18 protein-coding genes and 1 pseudogene are annotated in these 17,495 nt (G+C 72.2%); 14 read left to right on the top strand and 5 right to left on the bottom strand.

Features of this window, described 5'->3' with window-relative positions; all coding sequences use genetic code 11:
- Window positions 1-51: 51 nt before the first annotated feature.
- Window positions 52-423 (top strand): annotated as a pseudogene (locus J2S43_RS42245) (helix-turn-helix domain-containing protein); the annotation flags it as partial.
- A 27-nt stretch (window positions 424-450) separates the two neighbouring features.
- Here J2S43_RS42245 and J2S43_RS21245 read toward each other — a convergent pair.
- Together J2S43_RS21245 and J2S43_RS21240 are read right to left on the bottom strand one after the other, a co-directional pair.
- A complete protein-coding gene (locus J2S43_RS21245) occupies window positions 451-2,736 on the bottom strand; it encodes an ATP-binding protein (protein WP_306831826.1) in 2,286 nt (761 codons plus the stop codon).
- Between the two features lie 72 nt (window positions 2,737-2,808).
- Window positions 2,809-4,191 (bottom strand): aminotransferase class I/II-fold pyridoxal phosphate-dependent enzyme, encoded by a 1,383-nt coding sequence (locus J2S43_RS21240; RefSeq protein ID WP_306831824.1) that lies wholly within the window; start codon window positions 4,189-4,191, stop codon window positions 2,809-2,811.
- A 115-nt stretch (window positions 4,192-4,306) separates the two neighbouring features.
- On the opposite strand from J2S43_RS21240, the gene J2S43_RS21235 reads away from it, so the two are divergent.
- The 13 genes from J2S43_RS21235 to J2S43_RS21175 all read left to right on the top strand — a co-directional run bounded on the left by J2S43_RS21235 (window position 4,307) and on the right by J2S43_RS21175 (window position 15,678).
- Window positions 4,307-5,146, top strand: a complete 840-nt coding sequence (locus J2S43_RS21235; protein WP_306831822.1) for a nitrilase-related carbon-nitrogen hydrolase — start codon at window positions 4,307-4,309, stop codon at window positions 5,144-5,146.
- The gene (hydA, locus tag J2S43_RS21230; protein WP_306831820.1) at window positions 5,146-6,546 is read left to right on the top strand and encodes a dihydropyrimidinase; all 1,401 of its coding nucleotides are present in this window, start codon (window positions 5,146-5,148) and stop codon (window positions 6,544-6,546) included. Before J2S43_RS21235 ends, hydA begins: the two co-directional genes overlap by 1 nt.
- An 11-nt stretch (window positions 6,547-6,557) precedes the next feature.
- Window positions 6,558-7,559, top strand: coding sequence for a TIGR03842 family LLM class F420-dependent oxidoreductase (locus J2S43_RS21225; RefSeq protein ID WP_306831819.1), 1,002 nt, complete (start codon window positions 6,558-6,560; stop codon window positions 7,557-7,559).
- A complete protein-coding gene (locus tag J2S43_RS21220; RefSeq protein ID WP_306831817.1) occupies window positions 7,556-8,410 on the top strand; it encodes an ABC transporter permease in 855 nt (284 codons plus the stop codon). Before J2S43_RS21225 ends, J2S43_RS21220 begins: the two co-directional genes overlap by 4 nt.
- Window positions 8,411-8,531: 121 nt before the next feature.
- Window positions 8,532-9,440: an ABC transporter ATP-binding protein gene (locus J2S43_RS21215; RefSeq protein WP_306831815.1), complete on the top strand. Its 909-nt coding sequence runs from the start codon at window positions 8,532-8,534 to the stop codon at window positions 9,438-9,440.
- Window positions 9,441-9,538: 98 nt separating this feature from the next.
- Window positions 9,539-10,261, top strand: a complete 723-nt coding sequence (locus J2S43_RS21210) for an ABC transporter permease (protein WP_306831813.1) — start codon at window positions 9,539-9,541, stop codon at window positions 10,259-10,261.
- Complete coding sequence (locus J2S43_RS21205) at window positions 10,258-11,391, top strand: ABC transporter substrate-binding protein (protein WP_306831811.1); 1,134 nt, start codon at window positions 10,258-10,260, stop codon at window positions 11,389-11,391. Before J2S43_RS21210 ends, J2S43_RS21205 begins: the two co-directional genes overlap by 4 nt.
- A gap of 137 nt (window positions 11,392-11,528) precedes the next feature.
- Entirely contained in the window at window positions 11,529-12,017 is a 489-nt protein-coding gene (locus J2S43_RS21200; RefSeq protein ID WP_306831810.1) for a cysteine dioxygenase, read from the top strand.
- Window positions 12,017-12,487 (top strand): rhodanese-like domain-containing protein, encoded by a 471-nt coding sequence (locus J2S43_RS21195; RefSeq protein ID WP_306839366.1) that lies wholly within the window; start codon window positions 12,017-12,019, stop codon window positions 12,485-12,487. Before J2S43_RS21200 ends, J2S43_RS21195 begins: the two co-directional genes overlap by 1 nt.
- 35 nt (window positions 12,488-12,522) lie before the next feature.
- A complete protein-coding gene (locus J2S43_RS21190; protein ID WP_306831808.1) occupies window positions 12,523-13,086 on the top strand; it encodes a winged helix-turn-helix domain-containing protein in 564 nt (187 codons plus the stop codon).
- 82 nt (window positions 13,087-13,168) lie between these two features.
- The gene (locus J2S43_RS21185) at window positions 13,169-13,582 is read left to right on the top strand and encodes a hypothetical protein (protein ID WP_306831806.1); all 414 of its coding nucleotides are present in this window, start codon (window positions 13,169-13,171) and stop codon (window positions 13,580-13,582) included.
- Between the two features lie 351 nt (window positions 13,583-13,933).
- Window positions 13,934-14,689 (top strand): DUF72 domain-containing protein, encoded by a 756-nt coding sequence (locus tag J2S43_RS21180; RefSeq protein WP_306831805.1) that lies wholly within the window; start codon window positions 13,934-13,936, stop codon window positions 14,687-14,689.
- 53 nt (window positions 14,690-14,742) lie between these two features.
- The gene (locus J2S43_RS21175) at window positions 14,743-15,678 is read left to right on the top strand and encodes a DHH family phosphoesterase (RefSeq protein WP_306831803.1); all 936 of its coding nucleotides are present in this window, start codon (window positions 14,743-14,745) and stop codon (window positions 15,676-15,678) included.
- A 55-nt stretch (window positions 15,679-15,733) separates the two neighbouring features.
- Here the strand turns inward: J2S43_RS21175 and J2S43_RS21170 are convergent, their stop codons facing one another.
- The 3 genes from J2S43_RS21170 to J2S43_RS21160 form a co-directional block, all read right to left on the bottom strand.
- Window positions 15,734-16,144: a TraR/DksA family transcriptional regulator gene (locus J2S43_RS21170; protein ID WP_306831801.1), complete on the bottom strand. Its 411-nt coding sequence runs from the start codon at window positions 16,142-16,144 to the stop codon at window positions 15,734-15,736.
- A gap of 146 nt (window positions 16,145-16,290) precedes the next feature.
- A complete protein-coding gene (locus J2S43_RS21165; RefSeq protein ID WP_306831799.1) occupies window positions 16,291-16,911 on the bottom strand; it encodes a nucleoside/nucleotide kinase family protein in 621 nt (206 codons plus the stop codon).
- A gap of 317 nt (window positions 16,912-17,228) precedes the next feature.
- Window positions 17,229-17,489, bottom strand: coding sequence for a hypothetical protein (locus J2S43_RS21160; protein ID WP_306831797.1), 261 nt, complete (start codon window positions 17,487-17,489; stop codon window positions 17,229-17,231).
- Window positions 17,490-17,495 lie beyond the last annotated feature (6 nt).

The following is a 17,495-nucleotide window of genomic DNA, read 5'->3' as shown; positions in this document are numbered from 1 at the left end:
GCGATGCCGCTCTGACACCACGGGGGACGCCCCGATCACGGTCACCGGACGATGCGCGTGGGCACCGGATGGGCACCGTGCGGGCTGTGCGGCGCCGGCGGTTCCGGACACGATCGGTGGGTGTCCGCGACCGATCCCCGGGTGCTGCGGGCCGTCGCCTGCATGGAGGCCCGGCTCGGCGACCGGCTGACCGTGGCCGTCCTGGCGCGGGAGGCGCTGCTCAGCCCGTACCACTTCGTTCGGGTCTTCGCCCGGGAGATGGGCCGGACGCCCCACCGGCACCTGGTTCTGCTGCGGATCCGCGCGGCCGCCCGACTGCTGGACCGCGGCGTCACGGTCACCGCGGTGGCGGTCCGCTGCGGGTTCGCCGGCACGGCGCACTTCTCGGCCGCGTTCCTGCGGGAGACCGGGATCCGCCCGTCGCGCTGGCGGGACGCGCGGTGTAACCGGTTACGGAGTGGCCGACTCGCGGCGCCAGAGGTGCCCGCAGACGAGGTCGAGGCCGCGGTTCAGGTGCCGGCGGTAGGTGCTGAACGACAGGCCCAGCCGCTCCGCGGCGGCGACCTGGGTGGGAAGACGGTGGAAGTACGTGGTGGCGACGACGCGGTGCAGGCGGGCCTCGCGCGGGTCGTCACGGAGCGTGTCGACCGCGTCGGTCAGCACCTCGCGAAGCGACTCGGCCGGGTCGCCGGCGCCGGCGGTGATCATGCGGGTGCGCAGCAGCGGGCTGGTGGCCAACGCGGTGGGCCGGTGGAAGTCGCGCAGGGCCTCGCGGACCGCGGCGTCGAAGTCCGGGCGGGACAGCGCGGGCAGCTCCGGCGCCGGGATCGCGGGCGGCGGTGCCAGCGAGTACCAGACGTCGTGCGGCGTAACCCGCCAGTCGCAGGCGAACAGCGTGTACGGCCGGCCGCCGACCGTCGTGGAGAGGTCGACCGGGTGGTGCCCGACCAGGCCGAGCAGACGCTCCCACCTCGGCGCGCTGGCCGCGGGCACGTAGGTCCAGGCGAGGCGGTCGGACCGGATCCACAGCGCGTAGACACGCAGCTGGAGCGTGTGCATCGCGGACGTCACCTCGCCGGGCGCGGAGCGGTCGATCATGAAGCGCAGCATCCCGATGTGCTCGCCCGCGCCGAGCGGCCGGGTGCGCTCCGCGTGCGCCTGCGCGGCCGCGGCGAGCGGATCGGCGAGCGGATCGGCGAGCGGCCCGCCGTCCGGTGCGCCGAGGCCGGCGGTGTCCGGATCACCGGCCGGGAGGCGAAGCCAGAGCAGGAAGCCGGCGGCGGAGTCGTCGGTGGACCGGCGGTAGACGCGGAACGACTCCGGCTGGGCGCCCAGCCAGTGGGTCACGATCGCGGCGGCGTCGTCGCCCTGGGCCGTGCGCGTCATCGCCACGATCGCGTCGTGGTCGCCGGGGCGCAGGCCGTCCTCGTAGCCGTCGCCGTGCCGGGGGAGCAGCGTCAGCCACTCGGCGGCCGGGCCGTACCGCTGCAGGTGGGCGAGCGCGCGGGCAGCGGCGAGCGCGCCGTCCGGGGTGGCCGCCGACCGCACGCGGGCGAGCAGGTGGTCGCCGATCGCGTGGTGCATCCGCTCGTACTCGGCCGGATCGCGCCAGCGCAGGTCGGCGTCGACGGCCTCGCGCACCATCTCGTGCAGCGTCACGCCGTGCCGCCCGGCCTCGGCGAAGGGCAGCCCACGCAACCAGGCCATCAGCGCCTCCGCGCCCGTGCCGCCCGTGCCGGTGCCGCTCGTGCCGATTCCGCCCGAGGCGGCGCTGCCCGAGGCGCCGGGTGGATTGGTGCCGTCGGCCGAGCCGATAGGACTGGTGCCGTCGGCCGCGCCGATAGGACTGGTGCCGCCCGCCGCGCCGGGAGGGCCGGTGCCGTTGGCCGGGTCGGAAGAAGGAGGATCGGTGCCGATCAGGACGTCGGTGAGCAGTGCCTCCGTGGTGTACGGCGCGTGCGCGCAGATCTCCAGCGCGCGCCGGTGCAGGCCGGACGGCACGTCGCCGATCAGCGCGCCGAGCAGCGCCGCCAGCACCTCCGGCGCGGGCCGCCAGGACGCGCCGGCCCCAGGCACCGCGCCGGCCCCAGGCACCGCGCCGGCCCCAGGCACCGCGCCGGCCCCAGGCACCGCGCCGGCCCCAGGCACCGCGCCGCCCGGCAGGGAGCCCGGCGGGAGCGTGGCGGCGAGGCTCAGCGCGAGCGGGTGCCCTCCGGTGAACGACAGCACGGCCGGCCGGGACTCCGCGGGCACGCCGCGCAGCTCCAGCAGCCGGTCGGCCTCCGCCGGGCTCAGGTCGCCGAGTTCCAGCGATCCGGCCGCGCACGGCTCCCGCCCCGCCACCACCACGGTCGCCCCGGCCGGCAACCGGGGCAGGAACACGTCCCGCAGCCATCCCTCCAGCCCCTGACAGTGCTCGAACGCGTCGACGAGCAGCACGGACCCGCCGGCCCGGTGCACCTCGGCGGTGAACGCGGCCGGCGTCGGCTCGATCGTGCGGCCGTCCACCTCGGCGACGGTCCGGCCCGCGTCCCGGGCCTCGTCCGCGAGCCGGCGCAGCAGTGTGGACTTGCCGACGCCGCCGGGCCCGTGCAGGGTGAGCAGACCCCCGTCGCGCAGCACGGTGCGGAACGCGTCCAGCTCGCGTTCCCGGCCGACGAAGAACCGGTCGCGTGCCGCGCGCAGCCGCTCGCCGAGCGTCAGTGCGGGCGCCATGACCTGGCCGTCGGCATCCATGGACCGGCATCCTAGCCCGGCCCCGACACGCCGACGATTGCGCAGAGTGACGGAAGATCCGCCACGCGCGTGCTAGCGCGTTCCGCGGCGGAGCGAGCGGCTCCGGCGGCCGCTGGTCTGGTGCCGGGCGCCCGCCACGGTCGCCACGATGTCGGCCAGGTCGTCGAAGCCGTCCCGGATCAGCCCGACCGTGATCCGGATGTGGTCGCCGTCCAGCGGCTCGACCTCGAACGGCGCGCCCGGCGCCACCCCGATTCCGTGCGCGGCCAGGCTGAGCATCGCCACCTGCTGGTCCCGCACGCCCACCCACATGTTGATGCCGTCCGCCGCCGTCGCCCGCACGTCCCGGGCCGCCAGCGCGGCCAGCATCGCGGCCCGCCGCGCCGCGTACTCCTTCCGTGCGGCCGCCACCTGCCGGACCGTGGCCGAGTCGGTGAGCAGGTCGAGCAGCACCGCCTGGAGGATCCGGCTGGACCAGCCGGGCCCGAGCAGCCGCCGGTCCGCGACCGCGGAGATCAGCGCGCTCGGCCCGCCGACCGCGGCCAGCCGCAGGTCCGGTCCGTGTGACTTGGAGAAGCTGCGCACGTGCGCGGTCTGTTCCGGTAGCCACGCGCCGATGCTGACCGCGGTCGCGGTGGCGATGTCGCCGGCGTGGTCGTCCTCGACCACCATCACGCCGCCGCCGAGCGGGTGTGCCGCGAGCACGGCCGCGAGCGCCTCGGCCCGGTCCGGCGTCATCGACGCGCCGGTCGGGTTGTGTGCCCGCGGTTGCAGGTAGAGCGCGGTCGGCCCGGCGTCGAGCGCGGTACGCAGCGATTGCGGCAGCAACCCCGAGGAGTCCATCGCCACGGGTACGGCCACCGCGCCCACGGATTCGAGCAGGTCCAGCACGGGCGGGAACGCCGGGTTCTCCACCAGCACGTGGTCGCCGAACCGGACCACGGCCGAGGTGAGCCGGTCGATCGCGTCCAGCGCGCCGTCCACCACGGTCAGCTGGTGCGGCGGGAACGGCCAGCGCTCGCGGAGCACCGACTCCAGCCGGGGCAGCACCGGCTCCTCCAGGTAGGACGTGGTGAACCGGGTGTCGCCGATCCGCCGCAGCGCGCCGGCGAGGTCGGGCAGCAGGTCGTGGTCGGGCACGCCGGTGGAGAAGTCGTGCGGCAGCGCGGCCGGCCCGGCCGTGACCCGCGCGTACCGCAGCTTCTGCCGGGGCCGCCCGGGGGTGAGCACGAACGTGCCGGATCGGCCGCGGGTCTGAATCGCGCCGGCGGTGGCGAGGCTGCGCCAGGCCTCGCTGACCGTGGTGGGGCTGATGCCCAACTCGCGCGCGACCGATCGGACCGTGGGCAGGCGGGCGCCGGGCGGGAGCTCTCCGGTGTGGACGAGCCGGCTGACCGCGGCCGCTATTCCGCGGGCGCTGCGGTCATTGACCGCTCCGGCAATGAGCTGCAGCATGTTACTTCTCCGCAATAGGCTGTAACAGAATGGCCATTGTCCGCCTGTACCTGTGTCGTTAAAGTCCTACGCCATCGGCATCGGCGAACACAAGACTGCACTTGGAGGTAACCCAGTGGCAGACGTCGTTCGGGCCGCCATCGTCCAGACGAACTGGACCGGCGACAAAGAAAGCATGATCAAAGCTCACGAGGAGTACGCTCGGCAGGCCGCCGCGCAGGGCGCCAAGGTCATCTGTTTCCAGGAGCTGTTCTACGGCCCCTACTTCTGCCAGGTGCAGGACGCGGAGTTCTACTCGTACGCGGAATCGATTCCCGGCCCGACCACCGAGCGCTTCCAGGCCCTGGCCCGTGAGCTGGGCATGGTCATGGTGCTGCCGATGTACGAGCAGGAGCAGCCCGGCGTGCTCTACAACACCGCGGCCGTGGTCGACGCGGACGGCAGTTACCTCGGTAAATACCGCAAGAACCACATCCCGCAGGTCAAGGGGTTCTGGGAGAAGTTCTACTTCCGCCCCGGAAACCTCGGATATCCGGTCTTCGACACCGCGGTCGGCCGGATCGGCGTCTACATCTGCTACGACCGGCATTTCCCGGAGGGCTGGCGCGCGCTCGGCCTGGCCGGTGCCAAGATCGTGTTCAACCCGTCCGCCACCAGCCGCGGCCTCTCCGCCTATCTCTGGCAGCTGGAACAGCCGGCCAGCGCGGTCGCGAACGAGTACTTCATCGGCGCGATCAACCGCACCGGAATCGAGGAGCTCGGCGACAACGATTTCTACGGCACGTCGTACTTCGTCGACCCGGAGGGCAAGTTCGTCGGCGAGGTCGGCGACGCGCACAGCCCCGAGCTGATCGTCCGCGACCTCGACCTGAGCCTGCTCGACACGGTCCGCGACCGATGGCAGTTCTACCGCGATCGCCGCCCGGACTCCTACGACGGGCTGGTGGCGCCCTGATGCCCACGCTCATCAAAGGCGGCACGGTAGTCGGAGCGACCGGCCGGCACCCCGCGGACGTGCTGATCGACGGCGAGAAGATCGTCGCGCTGTTCGCGCCCGGCGCCGGCCCGGAGGACGTGGAGATCATCGACGCCACCGGGACGTACGTCATCCCCGGCGGCGTGGACGCGCACACGCACATGGAGCTGCCGTTCGGCGGCACGCACGCGTCCGACACGTTCGACACCGGCACCCGCGCGGCCGCGTTCGGCGGCACCACCACGATCGTCGACTTCGCGGTCCAGCGCACCGGCGAGGTGGTCCAGGACGGCCTGGCCGCCTGGCACGCCAAGGCCGCCGGTGAGGCGCACGTCGACTACGCGTTCCACATGATCCTCGGCGGCGTGGACGACGACGCGCTCAAGGCGATGGACGTGCTGGTCGCGGACGAGGGCATCACCAGTTTCAAGCTGTTCATGGCGTACCCCGGCGTGTTCTACAGCGACGACGGCCAGATCCTGCGCGCGATGCAGAAGGCCCGGGACAACGGCGCCATGATCATGATGCACGCGGAGAACGGGCCGGCGATCGACGTGCTGGTCCAGCAGGCGATCGCGCGCGGCGAGACCTCGCCCTACTTCCACGGCGTGACCCGGCCGGAGGCGCTGGAGGCCGAGGCCACGAACCGGGCGATCTGGCTGGCCAGCGTGGCCGCGGACTGCCCGCTCTACATCGTGCACCTGTCCGCGAGCAAGGCCCTGGAGGCGGTGGCGGAGGCGCGCGACGCCGGCCGGAACGTGTTCGCCGAGACCTGCCCGCAATACCTCTACCTCTCGCTGGAGGACCAGCTCGGCGCGCCCGGTTTCGAGGGCGCGAAGTGGGTCTGCTCGACGCCGCTGCGCTCCAAGCACGAGAACCACCACCGTGACCTGTGGAAGGGCCTGCGCAGCAACGACCTGGCCGTGGTCTCCACCGACCACTGCCCGTTCTGCATGAAGGATCAGAAGGAGCTGGGCGTCGGCGACTTCTCCAAGATCCCGAACGGGATCGGCGGCGTCGAGCACCGCGTCGACCTGCTCTACCAGGGCGTGGTCGACGGCAAGCTGTCGCTCGAACGCTGGGTGGAGACGATCTCGACCACGCCGGCCAGGATGTTCGGCCTCTACCCGCGCAAGGGCGTCATCGCGCCCGGCTCGGACGCGGACATCGTGCTCTACGACCCGGCCGGCCGCACCCGGATCAGCGCGGAGACGCACCACATGAACATGGACCACTCGGCCTGGGAGGGCTGGGAGGTCGCCGGCAGGGTCGGCACCGTCATCTCGCGGGGGACCGTCATCGTGCGGGACGGCGAGTACCACGGGCGTAAGGGCCACGGGCGGTACGTCAAGCGCGGTCTCTCCACCTACCTGCACTGAGAGGGCGGTACATGGACATCGGTGTCGTCTTCCAATGTGACCCGCCGGCCCGCCGCGTGGTGGAGCTGGCGCAGCAGGCCGAGGCCGCCGGCTTCAGCCACGTCTGGACGTTCGACTCGCACCTGCTCTGGCAGGAGCCGTACGTCATCCACTCGCGGATCCTGGCCACCACGGAGCGGGTGATGGTCGGCCCGATGGTCACCAACCCCAGCACCCGGGACGCGACCGTCACGGCCAGCACGTTCGCCACGCTCAACGAGCTCTACGGCAACCGGACGGTCTGCGGCATCGGCCGGGGCGACTCCGCGGTCCGCACGCTCGGCCTGAAGCCCACCACGCTGGCCGAGCTGCGCGAATGCGTCCAGGTCATCCAGGCACTGGGCAACGGCCGGCACGCCACGATCGACGGCAACGACGTGCACTTCCCGTGGATCGGCCAGGACGCGGCGCTGGAGGTCTGGGTCGCCGCCTACGGCCCGAAGGCGCTGAAGCTCACCGGCGAGGTCGCGGACGGCTACATCCTGCAGCTCGCCGACCCGGACATCGCGGCCTGGATGATCAAGTCGGTGCGGGACGCCGCGGAGAACGCGGGCCGCGACGCCTCGAAGATCAAGTTCTGCGTGGCGGCCCCGGCCTACGTCGGCGACGACATTGAGCACCAGCGGGACCAGACGCGCTGGTTCGGCGGCATGGTCGGCAACCACGTGGCCGACATCGTGGCGCGCTACGGCGCGTCCGGCGCGGTCCCGCAGGCGCTCACCGACTACATCCAGGGCCGCCGGGGGTACGACTACAGCGAGCACGGGCGGGCCGGGAACAGTCACGCCGAGTTCGTCCCGGACGAGATCGTCGACCGGTTCTGCGTGCTCGGCCCGGTCGAGGCGCACCTGGAGAAGCTCACCGCGTTGCGCGAGCTCGGCGTCGACCAGTTCGCGGTCTACCTACAGCACGACGACCAGGAGCACACGCTCGCCGAGTACGGCAAGCACGTCGTACCGGCCTTCACCGCATGAGGATCAGGACCGTGCTCGCGGCCGGCGCCGGACTGGCCGTGGGCGTGGCGCTCTGGGAGGGCTACAAGGCGGTCGGCGACCCGCGGGGCACCGAGCTCTTCGGAGTCAGGCTGCTGCCCCGGGCGAGCGACGCCGCGATGCCGCACGTCTGGGACGTGATCGCACGCTTCGGCCGGGCGGAGCTGACCGGCGGCGACCCGATCTGGCTGGTGGTGCTGGCCGCCTGCCTGTTCACGCTGCGCAGCGTGGCCGCCGGGCTCGTCGCCGGCGGGCTGGTCGGCATGCTGCTGGCGGTGCTGATGCAGCGGTTCCGGACCGCCGAGCGCGGACTGCTGCCCTACGTGATCCTGTCCCAGACCGTGCCGCTGATCGCGCTCGCGCCGGTGATCGCGGGCTGGGGCGGGCGGCTGTCGCTCGGCCCGTACCCGTGGCAGCCCTGGATGTCCGTCTCGGTGATCGCGGCCTACCTGGCGTTCTTCCCGATCGCGGTGGGCGCGCTGCGCGGACTGCAGAGCCCGGCGCCGATCGCGGCGGAGCTGATGCGCAGCTACGCGGCCGGCTGGTGGCGCACGCTGTGGAAGCTCCGGCTGCCCGCGTCCACGCCCTATCTCTTCCCCGCGTTGCGGCTGGCCGGCGCGTCCGCGGTGGTCGGCGCCGTGGTCGGGGAGATCTCCACCGGCACCCGCGGCGGCATCGGCCGCCTGATCATCGAGTACTCCCGCGAGGCGACCGCCGACCCCGCGAAGGTCTACACCGCCATGATCGGCGCGGCGCTGCTCGGCCTCGCCGTGGCCGGCACCGTCGCCCTGGCCGAACTCCTCCTGACCCGCCGCCCCGCACTCACCCACTGACCGCCACCCCGCCGCCGCGTCCCTCTCCGTGATCCAGGCGTCCCCGATGTCGTAGGAACAGCATGGGGACGCCTGGGTCACGGGGAGGAGGACGGCCCGCTCATGCGCACGGAGGCGCTGAATGACCGCACCCGAGACGGCCGTGGAGCTGAGCGGCGTCGACAAGATCTTCAACGAGGGACGCACGGACGCGGTCACCGCGCTCACCGGCGTCGACCTGAGCATCGCGCGCGGCGAGTTCGTCGCGCTGATCGGCCCGTCCGGCTGCGGCAAGTCCACGCTGCTGCGCCTGGTCGCGGACCTGATCGCGCCGAGCTCCGGCACGGTCACCGTGGCCGGGAAGCCGGCCCGGCAGGCGCGGCTGGACCAGGAGTACGGCATCGCGTTCCAGCAGGCCGGCCTCTTCGAGTGGCGGACCGTGCTGCGCAACGTGGAGCTGCCGCTGGAACTGCGCGGCCACGGCCGTCGCGAGCGCCGCGCCCGCGCGGAGGAGATGCTGGAGCTGGTCGGGCTGGCCGACTTCGCGCGGCACCACCCGGCACAGCTGTCCGGCGGCATGCAGCAGCGGGTCGCGATCGCCCGCGCGCTCGCGGTGCATCCACCGCTGCTGCTGATGGACGAGCCGTTCGGCGCGCTGGACGAGATGACCCGTGAGCGGCTGCAGGACGAGCTGCTGCGGATCTGCGCGGCCACCGGCACCAGCACGATCTTCGTGACGCATTCGATCCCGGAGGCGGTCTACCTCGCGGATCGCGTGGTGGTGATGAGCGCGCGCCCGGGCCGGATCACCGACGTGGTCCCGATCGACCTGGGCACCCGGACCGAGGCCACCCGGCAGTCGCCCGGCTTCTTCACCGGCATCACCCGGGTCCGCGCCGCGCTCCGCGGGCCAGGCCCTCGCGATCCAGGCGGCGCTCACGTCGTTCTGACGACGGCAGTGACGCCTGGATCGCCGGAAGGGGCACCCGGCGCGGCGCGGGCGGGGTCCGAGGCGGTGCCGGGAGTCGCGCCGGAGGCGGTGGAGCGGTGACGGTGCCGGTCGACAAGATGCTCGCGGCGGATCCTTCCGGGCCGTCGCGCGGACAGCGCCGTACCCGCGATGGATTGAAGGTTTTCGTTCCTCCGCTCGTGGTGGCGATCGCCGGGCTGGCCGCGTGGGAGGCGACGGTCACGCTGGGCCGGGTGGCGCCGTTCGTGTTGCCCGCACCGTCCGCCATCTGGGAACAGTTCACCCTCAATCTGGACACGATCATCAAGACCGGCCTGGCCAGCGGCACGAACGCGCTGGCCGGGCTGGTGCTCGGCACGATCGTCGCGCTGCTGGCCGCGATGGCCGCCGCCCAGTCCCGGTTCCTCGCCGACGCCTCCGTGCCGGTCGCGGCCGCGCTCAACGCGCTGCCGATCATCGCGTTGGCCCCGATCCTCAACAACATGTTCTCGGCCACCAGTAACATCCCGCGCCGGCTGGTGGTCGCGATCGTGGTGTTCTTCCCCGTCTTCATCAACGCGCTGCGCGGGCTGCGCGAGGTCGACCCCGTGCACCGGGAACTGATGGACAGCTACGCCGCGAGCGGCGCGACGTTCACCCGGCTGGTGCGGTTGCCCTCCGCGCTGCCGTTCGTCTTCACCGGTCTCCGTCAGGCGTCCTCCCTGGCGGTGATCGCGGCGGTGGTCAGCGAGTACTTCGGCGGCCTGCAGGACGGCCTCGGCTCGCGGATCACCTCGGCGGCGGCCAACACCGCGTACCCCAGAGCATGGGCGTTCGTGCTCGGGGCGTGCGTGCTCGGACTCGTCTTCTACCTCATCGCACTGCTGGTGGAGCGTCTCGCGACCCCCTGGAGGACACTGTGAAACTTCGATCTCTCCTGACCACGATGCTGGCTGCCGGCCTGGTGCTGACCGGCTGCGGGACCGCCGACTCGGGCAGTCCCGCGCCCGGCGGCAGCGGCGGCCTGACGCCGGTCAAGCTGCAGCTGCAGTGGTTCGTGCAGGCGCAGTTCGCCGGCTTCCTGGCCGCGGCGGACCAGGGCTTCTACCGCGAGCAGGGTCTCGACGTGCAGATCCTCGAGGGCGGCGTCGACATCGTGCCGCAGACCGTGCTCGCGCAGGGGCAGGCCGACTACGCGATCGCCTGGGTGCCGAAGGCGCTCGCCTCCCGCGAGCAGGGCGCCGGGATCACCCAGGTGGCGCAGGTCTTCCAGCGGTCCGGCACCTACCAGGTGTCGTTCGCGTCGTCGAACATCAAGGCGCCGGCGGACCTGCGCGGCAAGAAGGTCGGCAACTGGGGCTTCGGCAACGAGTTCGAGCTGTTCGCGGCCATGACCAAGGCCGGGCTGGACCCGGGTGAGGACGTCACGCTGGTGCAGCAGCAGTTCGACATGCAGGCGCTGCTCTCCGGCGACATCGACGCGGCCCAGGCGATGAGCTACAACGAGTACGCCCAGCTGCTGGAGGCGCGCGACCCCGCGACCGGGCAGCTGTACAAGCCGTCCGACTTCACCGTGCTGGACTGGAACACGGTCGGCACCGCGATGCTGCAGGACGCGGTGTGGGCGTCCACGGAACGGCTCACCGACCCGGCATATCAGGACACGACCGTCAAATTCCTCGCGGGTACGGTGAAGGGCTGGGCCTTCTGCCGCGACAACCCGGAGCGGTGCCGGGACATCGTGGTGGCCAAGGGGTCGAAGCTCGGCGCGAGCCACCAGCTGTGGCAGATGAACGAGGTCAACAAGCTGATCTGGCCGTCCGCGTCGCGGGCCGGCCTGATCGACGAGGCGGCCTGGAAGGCCACGGTCGACCTGGCGATGAGCACGCGGAACCAGGACGGCCAGACCGTGCTCACCGCGGCGCCGGAGGGCACCGCGTACACGAACGAGTTCATCCAGAAGGCGCTCGACTCGCTGGCAGCGTCCGGGACCGACGTGGTGGGCGCGGGCTTCACGCCGGCCACGGTGACGCTGAATGAGGGCGGCGCGTGAGTCGCTGAGCGGAGGCGTCCGGTCACTGTGCCGGGCGCCTCCTTTTTTGTGTCCCGTATCCCTATCAAACCGATAGGGTTTATCGGCTACACTCGGTGTGCTTCGGTTGTTCCGACGAGCCCTGAAGGACCTCAACGATGAGTGCATTGGATCTGGAAACGCCCGGTCGCGTCGGCCGGCTGCGCGATATCGCCCGGCACGTCGCCACTGCCCCCGAGTCCTGGGGCGTGACGCCCCGCTTCGACCCGGCCTCCCGGTGGTTCACGCGGTTGTTCGCCGCCGCCGACCACGAGGCCTGGCTGTTGACCTGGCTGCCCGGGCAGTCCACCGACCTGCACGACCACGGCGGCTCGGCCGGCACGTTCGTGGTGGTGTCGGGCGAGCTGACCGAGGAGACCGTGCACCCGGGGGCCGCCGGTGCCGCCGTGCTCCGGTCCGCGTCGTTCGCCGCGGGTGACGCGCGGCCGTTCGGCTCGCAGCACGTGCACCGGATCGTCAACACCTCGGCCCAGCCGGCGGTCAGCCTGCACGTCTACGGCCCCGCGCTCACCCAGATGACGCGCTACCGGCTGCAGGACGGCGCGCTCCGCGTGCTGGAGATCGACCGCGCGGGGGTGGCCTGGTGATCACGCCCTGGGACCGTTCCTGTCGCACCTCCGACGCCCCGGTGGCGGGCTCGCGCGGCATCGCCGAGGTGCTGGAGGAGGCCCGCCGTCGCCTGATCCGCCTCGAGCCGGAGTCCGCCCACCTGGCGGCCCGGGCCGGTGCACTGCTGATCGACATCCGGCCCGCCGCCCAGCGCGCGGCCACCGGCGAGATCCCCGGCGCGCTCATCATCGAGCGGAACGTGCTGGAGTGGCGCCTCGACCCGCGCTCCGACGCCCGCCTCCCGTTCGCCGACCGGTACGACCTGCCCGTGATCGTCTTCTGCCAGGAGGGCTACACGTCCTCGCTGGCCGCGGCCGCGCTCCAGGAGCTCGGTCTGCACCTGGCCACCGACCTCACCGGTGGCTTCCGCGCCTGGCGCAACGCCGGGCTGCCCGCCTTCCCGCCCGCCAACGCGCCCCGGTTGCAACCCGGCTATCAGCCCGCCTGACGTTCGCAGCAGTCGTTTCCCGTAGGAGGAGACAGATGTCGGTCATCGCTCTCGCCCCCCGTCACCAGCGCACCGCCGCCGGTCCCGGCCGCGCCACCACCCCCGGCGCCCGCCGTCCGGCCGTGACCGTCACGCTCTCCATCCCGCTGGGCGCGGGTGACAACACCCGCCTGCTGGAGGTGATCCGGGAGCTGGCCGCGCTGGGCGAGGGCCAGGTGTCGGTGCTGGACGCGGGCCCGATCGCCGACCTCGGCGGGCCGGTGGCCGAGCCGGAGCTGCGCGTGGTCGCGGACCCGACCGAGCTCACCGTCTGGTCCGGCTCCCGGACCGCCTTCATCGGGCGCGAGCCGCTCGCGCTCACCCGCCTCGAGTTCGACCTGCTGCACTTCTTCGCGGACAACCCGCGCCGCGTCTTCAGCCGGATCCAGCTGCTCTCCGCGGTCTGGGGCTACGAGCACGCCGGCGTCCGCACGGTCGACGTGCACGTCCGCCGCCTGCGGATGAAGCTCGGCACCGAGGTCCCGCTGATCACCACGGTCTACGGCGTGGGTTACCGGCTCGCCGACGACGCCCGGGTCTCGATCCGTACCGACGGCTGATCTCTCGGGCTCTTCGAGTTGACCCAGATAGCTAAGCTATCCATAATCGGATAGCCAAGCTATCCGAAGGGGCTCACTCGTCATGCACCCGATCACGTTGATCATCACCGGCGCCACCGTCCTCACCGTCGTCACGATCGCGTTCGGCGGCACGTTCGTCCTGCGCGTCGTCACCGGCGGCCACCCCGCCAACGACCTGCAGAAGTCGTTCTTCCGGGCCGGCCACGCGCACGCCGGCGTGCTGGTCACGCTCGGCCTGGTCTGCGCGCTGCTGCTCACCGCCGGCGACGTGACCGGCCCGTGGTCCCACGCCTACATCGGCGTGCTCGCCGCGGCGATCCTCATCCCGGCCGGCTTCTTCCTCAGCGTGCTCGGCCACGACCCGCGACGCCCCGGCCCGCTGATCGCCCTGCTCTGGACCGGCGCCGCCGTCCTCACCCTCAGCCTCCTGACCGTCGGCCTCGTCCTGATCACCACCGGCGTCGCCGGCCTCTGACGAGCCCGTCCGCCGTGGCCGGCGCGCCGCTGGTCTCCATGCACCCGTGGGTGCTGCGCGAGGCGAGCGCGGTCTCGGCCGCGGTTGCCGGGCGGCGGCGGGTCCACCGGCTCGCGGTGGATCCGCTGCCGGGCGTGCTGGCCTGGGCCCATCCGCATCACCGCAGGTGGTCCGAGGACCTGGACCGCCGGGGAGCGATCCGGCCGCGGAGGAGGACGCATGACCGCCCCGGCCACCCACCCGGGAACGGAGTGAACGCGTCGCTTCCGCGGCCGACCGTGGCCCGCGGGAGCATGCGGGCCGCACCGCGCCGGAAGTGGGAAAATCATGGTTTGCGGGTAATTGCCGAAGGTGATCGTTGTCGGTACGTCCGGGTGGCAGTACAAGGACTGGCGGGGCCGGTTCTATCCGATGCGGCTGCCGCAGCGGCTGTGGCTGGAGCACTACGCGGAGCGGTTCGGGGCGGTGGAGGCGAACGGCGCGTTCTACCGGCTGCCGGAGCGGGAGACGTTCGCGGACTGGCGGGCTCGCACCCCGCGGGATTTCCGGGTGGCGGTGAAGATGAGCCGGTATCTGACGCACGTGAAGCGGCTGCGCGAGCCGGCCGAGCCGGTGGCGCGGTTCATGGAGCGGGCGGAGGCGCTCGGCGAGAAGCTCGGGCCGGTGCTGCTGCAACTGCCGCCGACGCTGCGGGCCGACCACGACGCGCTGGACGGGACGCTGCGGCGCTTCCCGCGCGGTGTGCGGGTGGCGGTGGAGCCGCGGCATCCGAGCTGGTGGACGCCGGCGACGCGGCGGCTGCTGGAGCGGCGGCACGCGGCGCTGTGCTGGGCGGATCGGCGGAGCCGGCCGCTGACGCCGCGCTGGCGGACCGCGGACTTCGGCTATCTGCGGTTGCACGAGGGGCGGGCGGCGCCGTGGCCGCACTACGGGCGGGACGCGCTGGCGTCCTGGGTGCGACGGCTGACCGAGACGTTCGGTGACGAGGACGCCTATCTCTTCCTCAACAACGACCAGGGTGGTGCCGCGGTCGGCGACGCGATGACGGCGGCCCGGGCCGCGGCGCGGGCCGGCAGAAAGGTGCCGAAAGGCTCAGGCCGCGCCTGAGTGGGCCGATGGGACGTACGGTGGATACCGCGAGCGGCCCGGAGGGGACCCACGTGAAGCATCGGCTGGTGACCAGGAGCGACTTCGACGGCCTGGTCTGCGCGGTGTTGCTGCGCCGGCTCGACATGATCGACGATGTGCTCTTCGTGCACCCCAAGGACGTGCAGGACGGCGTCGTGGGCATCCGGCCGACGGACATCCTGACGAACCTGCCGTACGCACCGCAGGCGCAGCTGGTCTTCGACCACCACCACTCCGAGACGCTGCGGGTCGAGGGCAAGCCGGACAACCACGTGATCGACGCGAGCGCGCCGTCGGCCGCGCGCGTGGTCTACGACTACTACGGCGGCGTGGCGCAGTTCCCGGACCTGTCGTTCGATCTGATGGACGCGGTCGACAAGGCGGACTCGGCCGCGTACAGCGTGGAGGAGATCCTCCGGCCGACCGGCTGGACGTTGCTGAACTACCTGATGGACAGCCGTACCGGGCTCGGCCGGTTCCAGAACTTCCGGATCTCGAACTACCAGCTGATGATGCAGCTGATCGACGCGTGCCTGCACCACCAGGAGGTGGAGCAGATCCTGGCGCTGCCGGACGTGGCCGAGCGGGTGCAGCTCTACCGGGACCAGTCCGAGCTGTTCGTGGCGCAGCTGAAGCGGGTCACCACGCTCCGCGGCGACGTGGTCATCGTCGACCTGCGGGACGAGGAGATCATCCACGCGGGCAACCGGTTCATGGTCTACGCGCTCTACCCGGAGGCGCGGGTCTCCGTGCACGTGATCTGGGGCCGGCAGAAGCTGAACACGGTCTTCGCGGTCGGCAAGTCGATCGTGGACCGCAGCTCACCGGTGGACGTCGGCGAGATCTGCCTGCGGTACGGCGGCGGCGGTCACCTCGCGGCCGGGACCTGCCAGGTGCCGCACGACGAGGCGGAGCGGGTGCTGGGCGAGATCGTCGCCGCGTGCAGTGCGCCGCGCGTGCCGGCCTGATCCGCACACTTTTAAGGCCCCGGGCGATCGCCCGGGGCCTTTCGGCACTGCGGATTCAGATCGAGCGACGCTCGCGGTTGCTCTTGCAGGCGACGCAGGTGGTGGCGGACGGGAAGATCGCCAGCCGCTCCACCGCGATCGGCTTGCTGCACGACTCGCAGTACCCGTACGTACCGGCGTCCAGCGACTCGAGCGCGCGGGCGAACTGGTCGCGGCGCTCCAGCACGGTCTGCAGCAGCAGCGCCGCGGCCTCCCGCTCGGCGACCTTGGTGCCGCTGTCCGCGCTGTCGTCGCCGGCCGCGTCGTCGATCTCCGCGAGACGCAGCGCCTGGCTGTCCGCGAGCGCCCGGTCGTACTCCGCGTGGAGTTCCTCGAACCGGTCCTGCAGGCTCTGCCGGATCTGGTCGGTCTCGTGCTCCGGCCGCGCGGTCTTGGTGCCACCGGTCATGACGCTGTCAACGAGCATGGTCCCCCCTCTTGCCTTGTGTTACGCCGTCGGTGTGTCGCCTCGGCCTTCGTCCCCCGCACGAGGAGCCCGCATGCCGTCGCTGTCGTGAGGTCGGCCAGGTACCCCGCGTAATCGTCCTCCAAACCGGATCCCCCGGGGAAAGATCACGCATTTTCGACCAGCGCGGGGTGCCGGGGATCGTCCATTCGGACAACGACGTCGGCGAACGTGGCGGGCGCGACCTCGTCGTCATAACGAGCGAAGGCCGGGACCGTCCACAGCTCACCGTCGGGGGTCCTCCGCGCGAGTGCCGCGGCGGATTGGGTCAGATGCACGGCCACGTCGAACGCCAGCGTGCCGCCGAGCAGGAACGCGCCGCTGACCAGCACGATCCCGTCCTCCGGCAGGGTCTGATAGGGCGCACGAGTGGCCCGGTCGGTGTGCGGGTCCCAGAGCGACGGCAGCACCCGCCCGGGGTCGGCCGGCTCCAGCACCTCGCGCATCAGCCCGGTCTCGTCCAGCCAGCTCTCGTAGAACGCGTCCGGGTTGTGCCGGCCGAACTCGAACCGCAGCGACGCGGGCCGCAGGAACCCGTCCGCGGGCACGTGCAGGGCCGCACGCCCCCGCACCCGCAGCGGATCGACCAGCGCCGCTGCCAGTTCACCCGGCCCGGCCGACGCCGCCCCGTCCACGGCGACGCGCAGGCGGGTGCCGGGCGCATCCGCCGCGAGGCGGTCAGCGAGCTCCTCCACCAGCTTCGCCGGGGAGATCGGCCGGATCATCATGCGTCAAATCGTGCCAACCGAACCTGATGATTACCTGTGCCGCAGCCCTGACTTCCTCCCTAGGGGAGGACCATTTCAAAGCCGATTTCCCACTTCCGGCGTGGTGCGGCCCGCATGCTCCCGCGGGCACCGGTCGGCCGCGGGCGGCCTTCCTTCCGGTTTTTCGGTGGTCCGGCAGATCGAAAGCCGGTCTCGGGCCCATGATCAGGGCGTTCCCATGTCGTCCTGGCCACCTGGGGGACGCCTCGATCACGGGGTCGTGTCGAGAGCCGCGGCCGCCCGCGGGTGACCTTCCTCGTGGTACGCGGGTGGGCCGGTCAGGGTCGGTAGAGGTCGGCGGCGGTGATCAGGACGATGTTCTCGTTCTGGCGGGCGGCCTCGATCAGATCGTCGTCGAAGCCGGCGCCGCTGAAGCACGCGAGCCGGGCGCGGTCCGCACCGAACCGGTTCTGTGCCGTCAGCAGCGCGCGGATCCGGTGCAGCCGGTCGAGGTGCGCGAGGCCCATCCGCTCGCCCCACTTGATCTCGCCGATCGCGAGGAGCGGCTGCCGGTCGTCGTCGTCCAGGCCGAACGCCACCAGGTC

The organism is Catenuloplanes nepalensis (assembly GCF_030811575.1).
In the GTDB taxonomy this organism is placed as follows: Bacteria; Actinomycetota; Actinomycetes; order Mycobacteriales; family Micromonosporaceae; genus Catenuloplanes; species Catenuloplanes nepalensis.
Note: the sequence above shows the minus strand (reverse complement) of the source record. Positions and strands in the feature narration are given on the sequence as shown.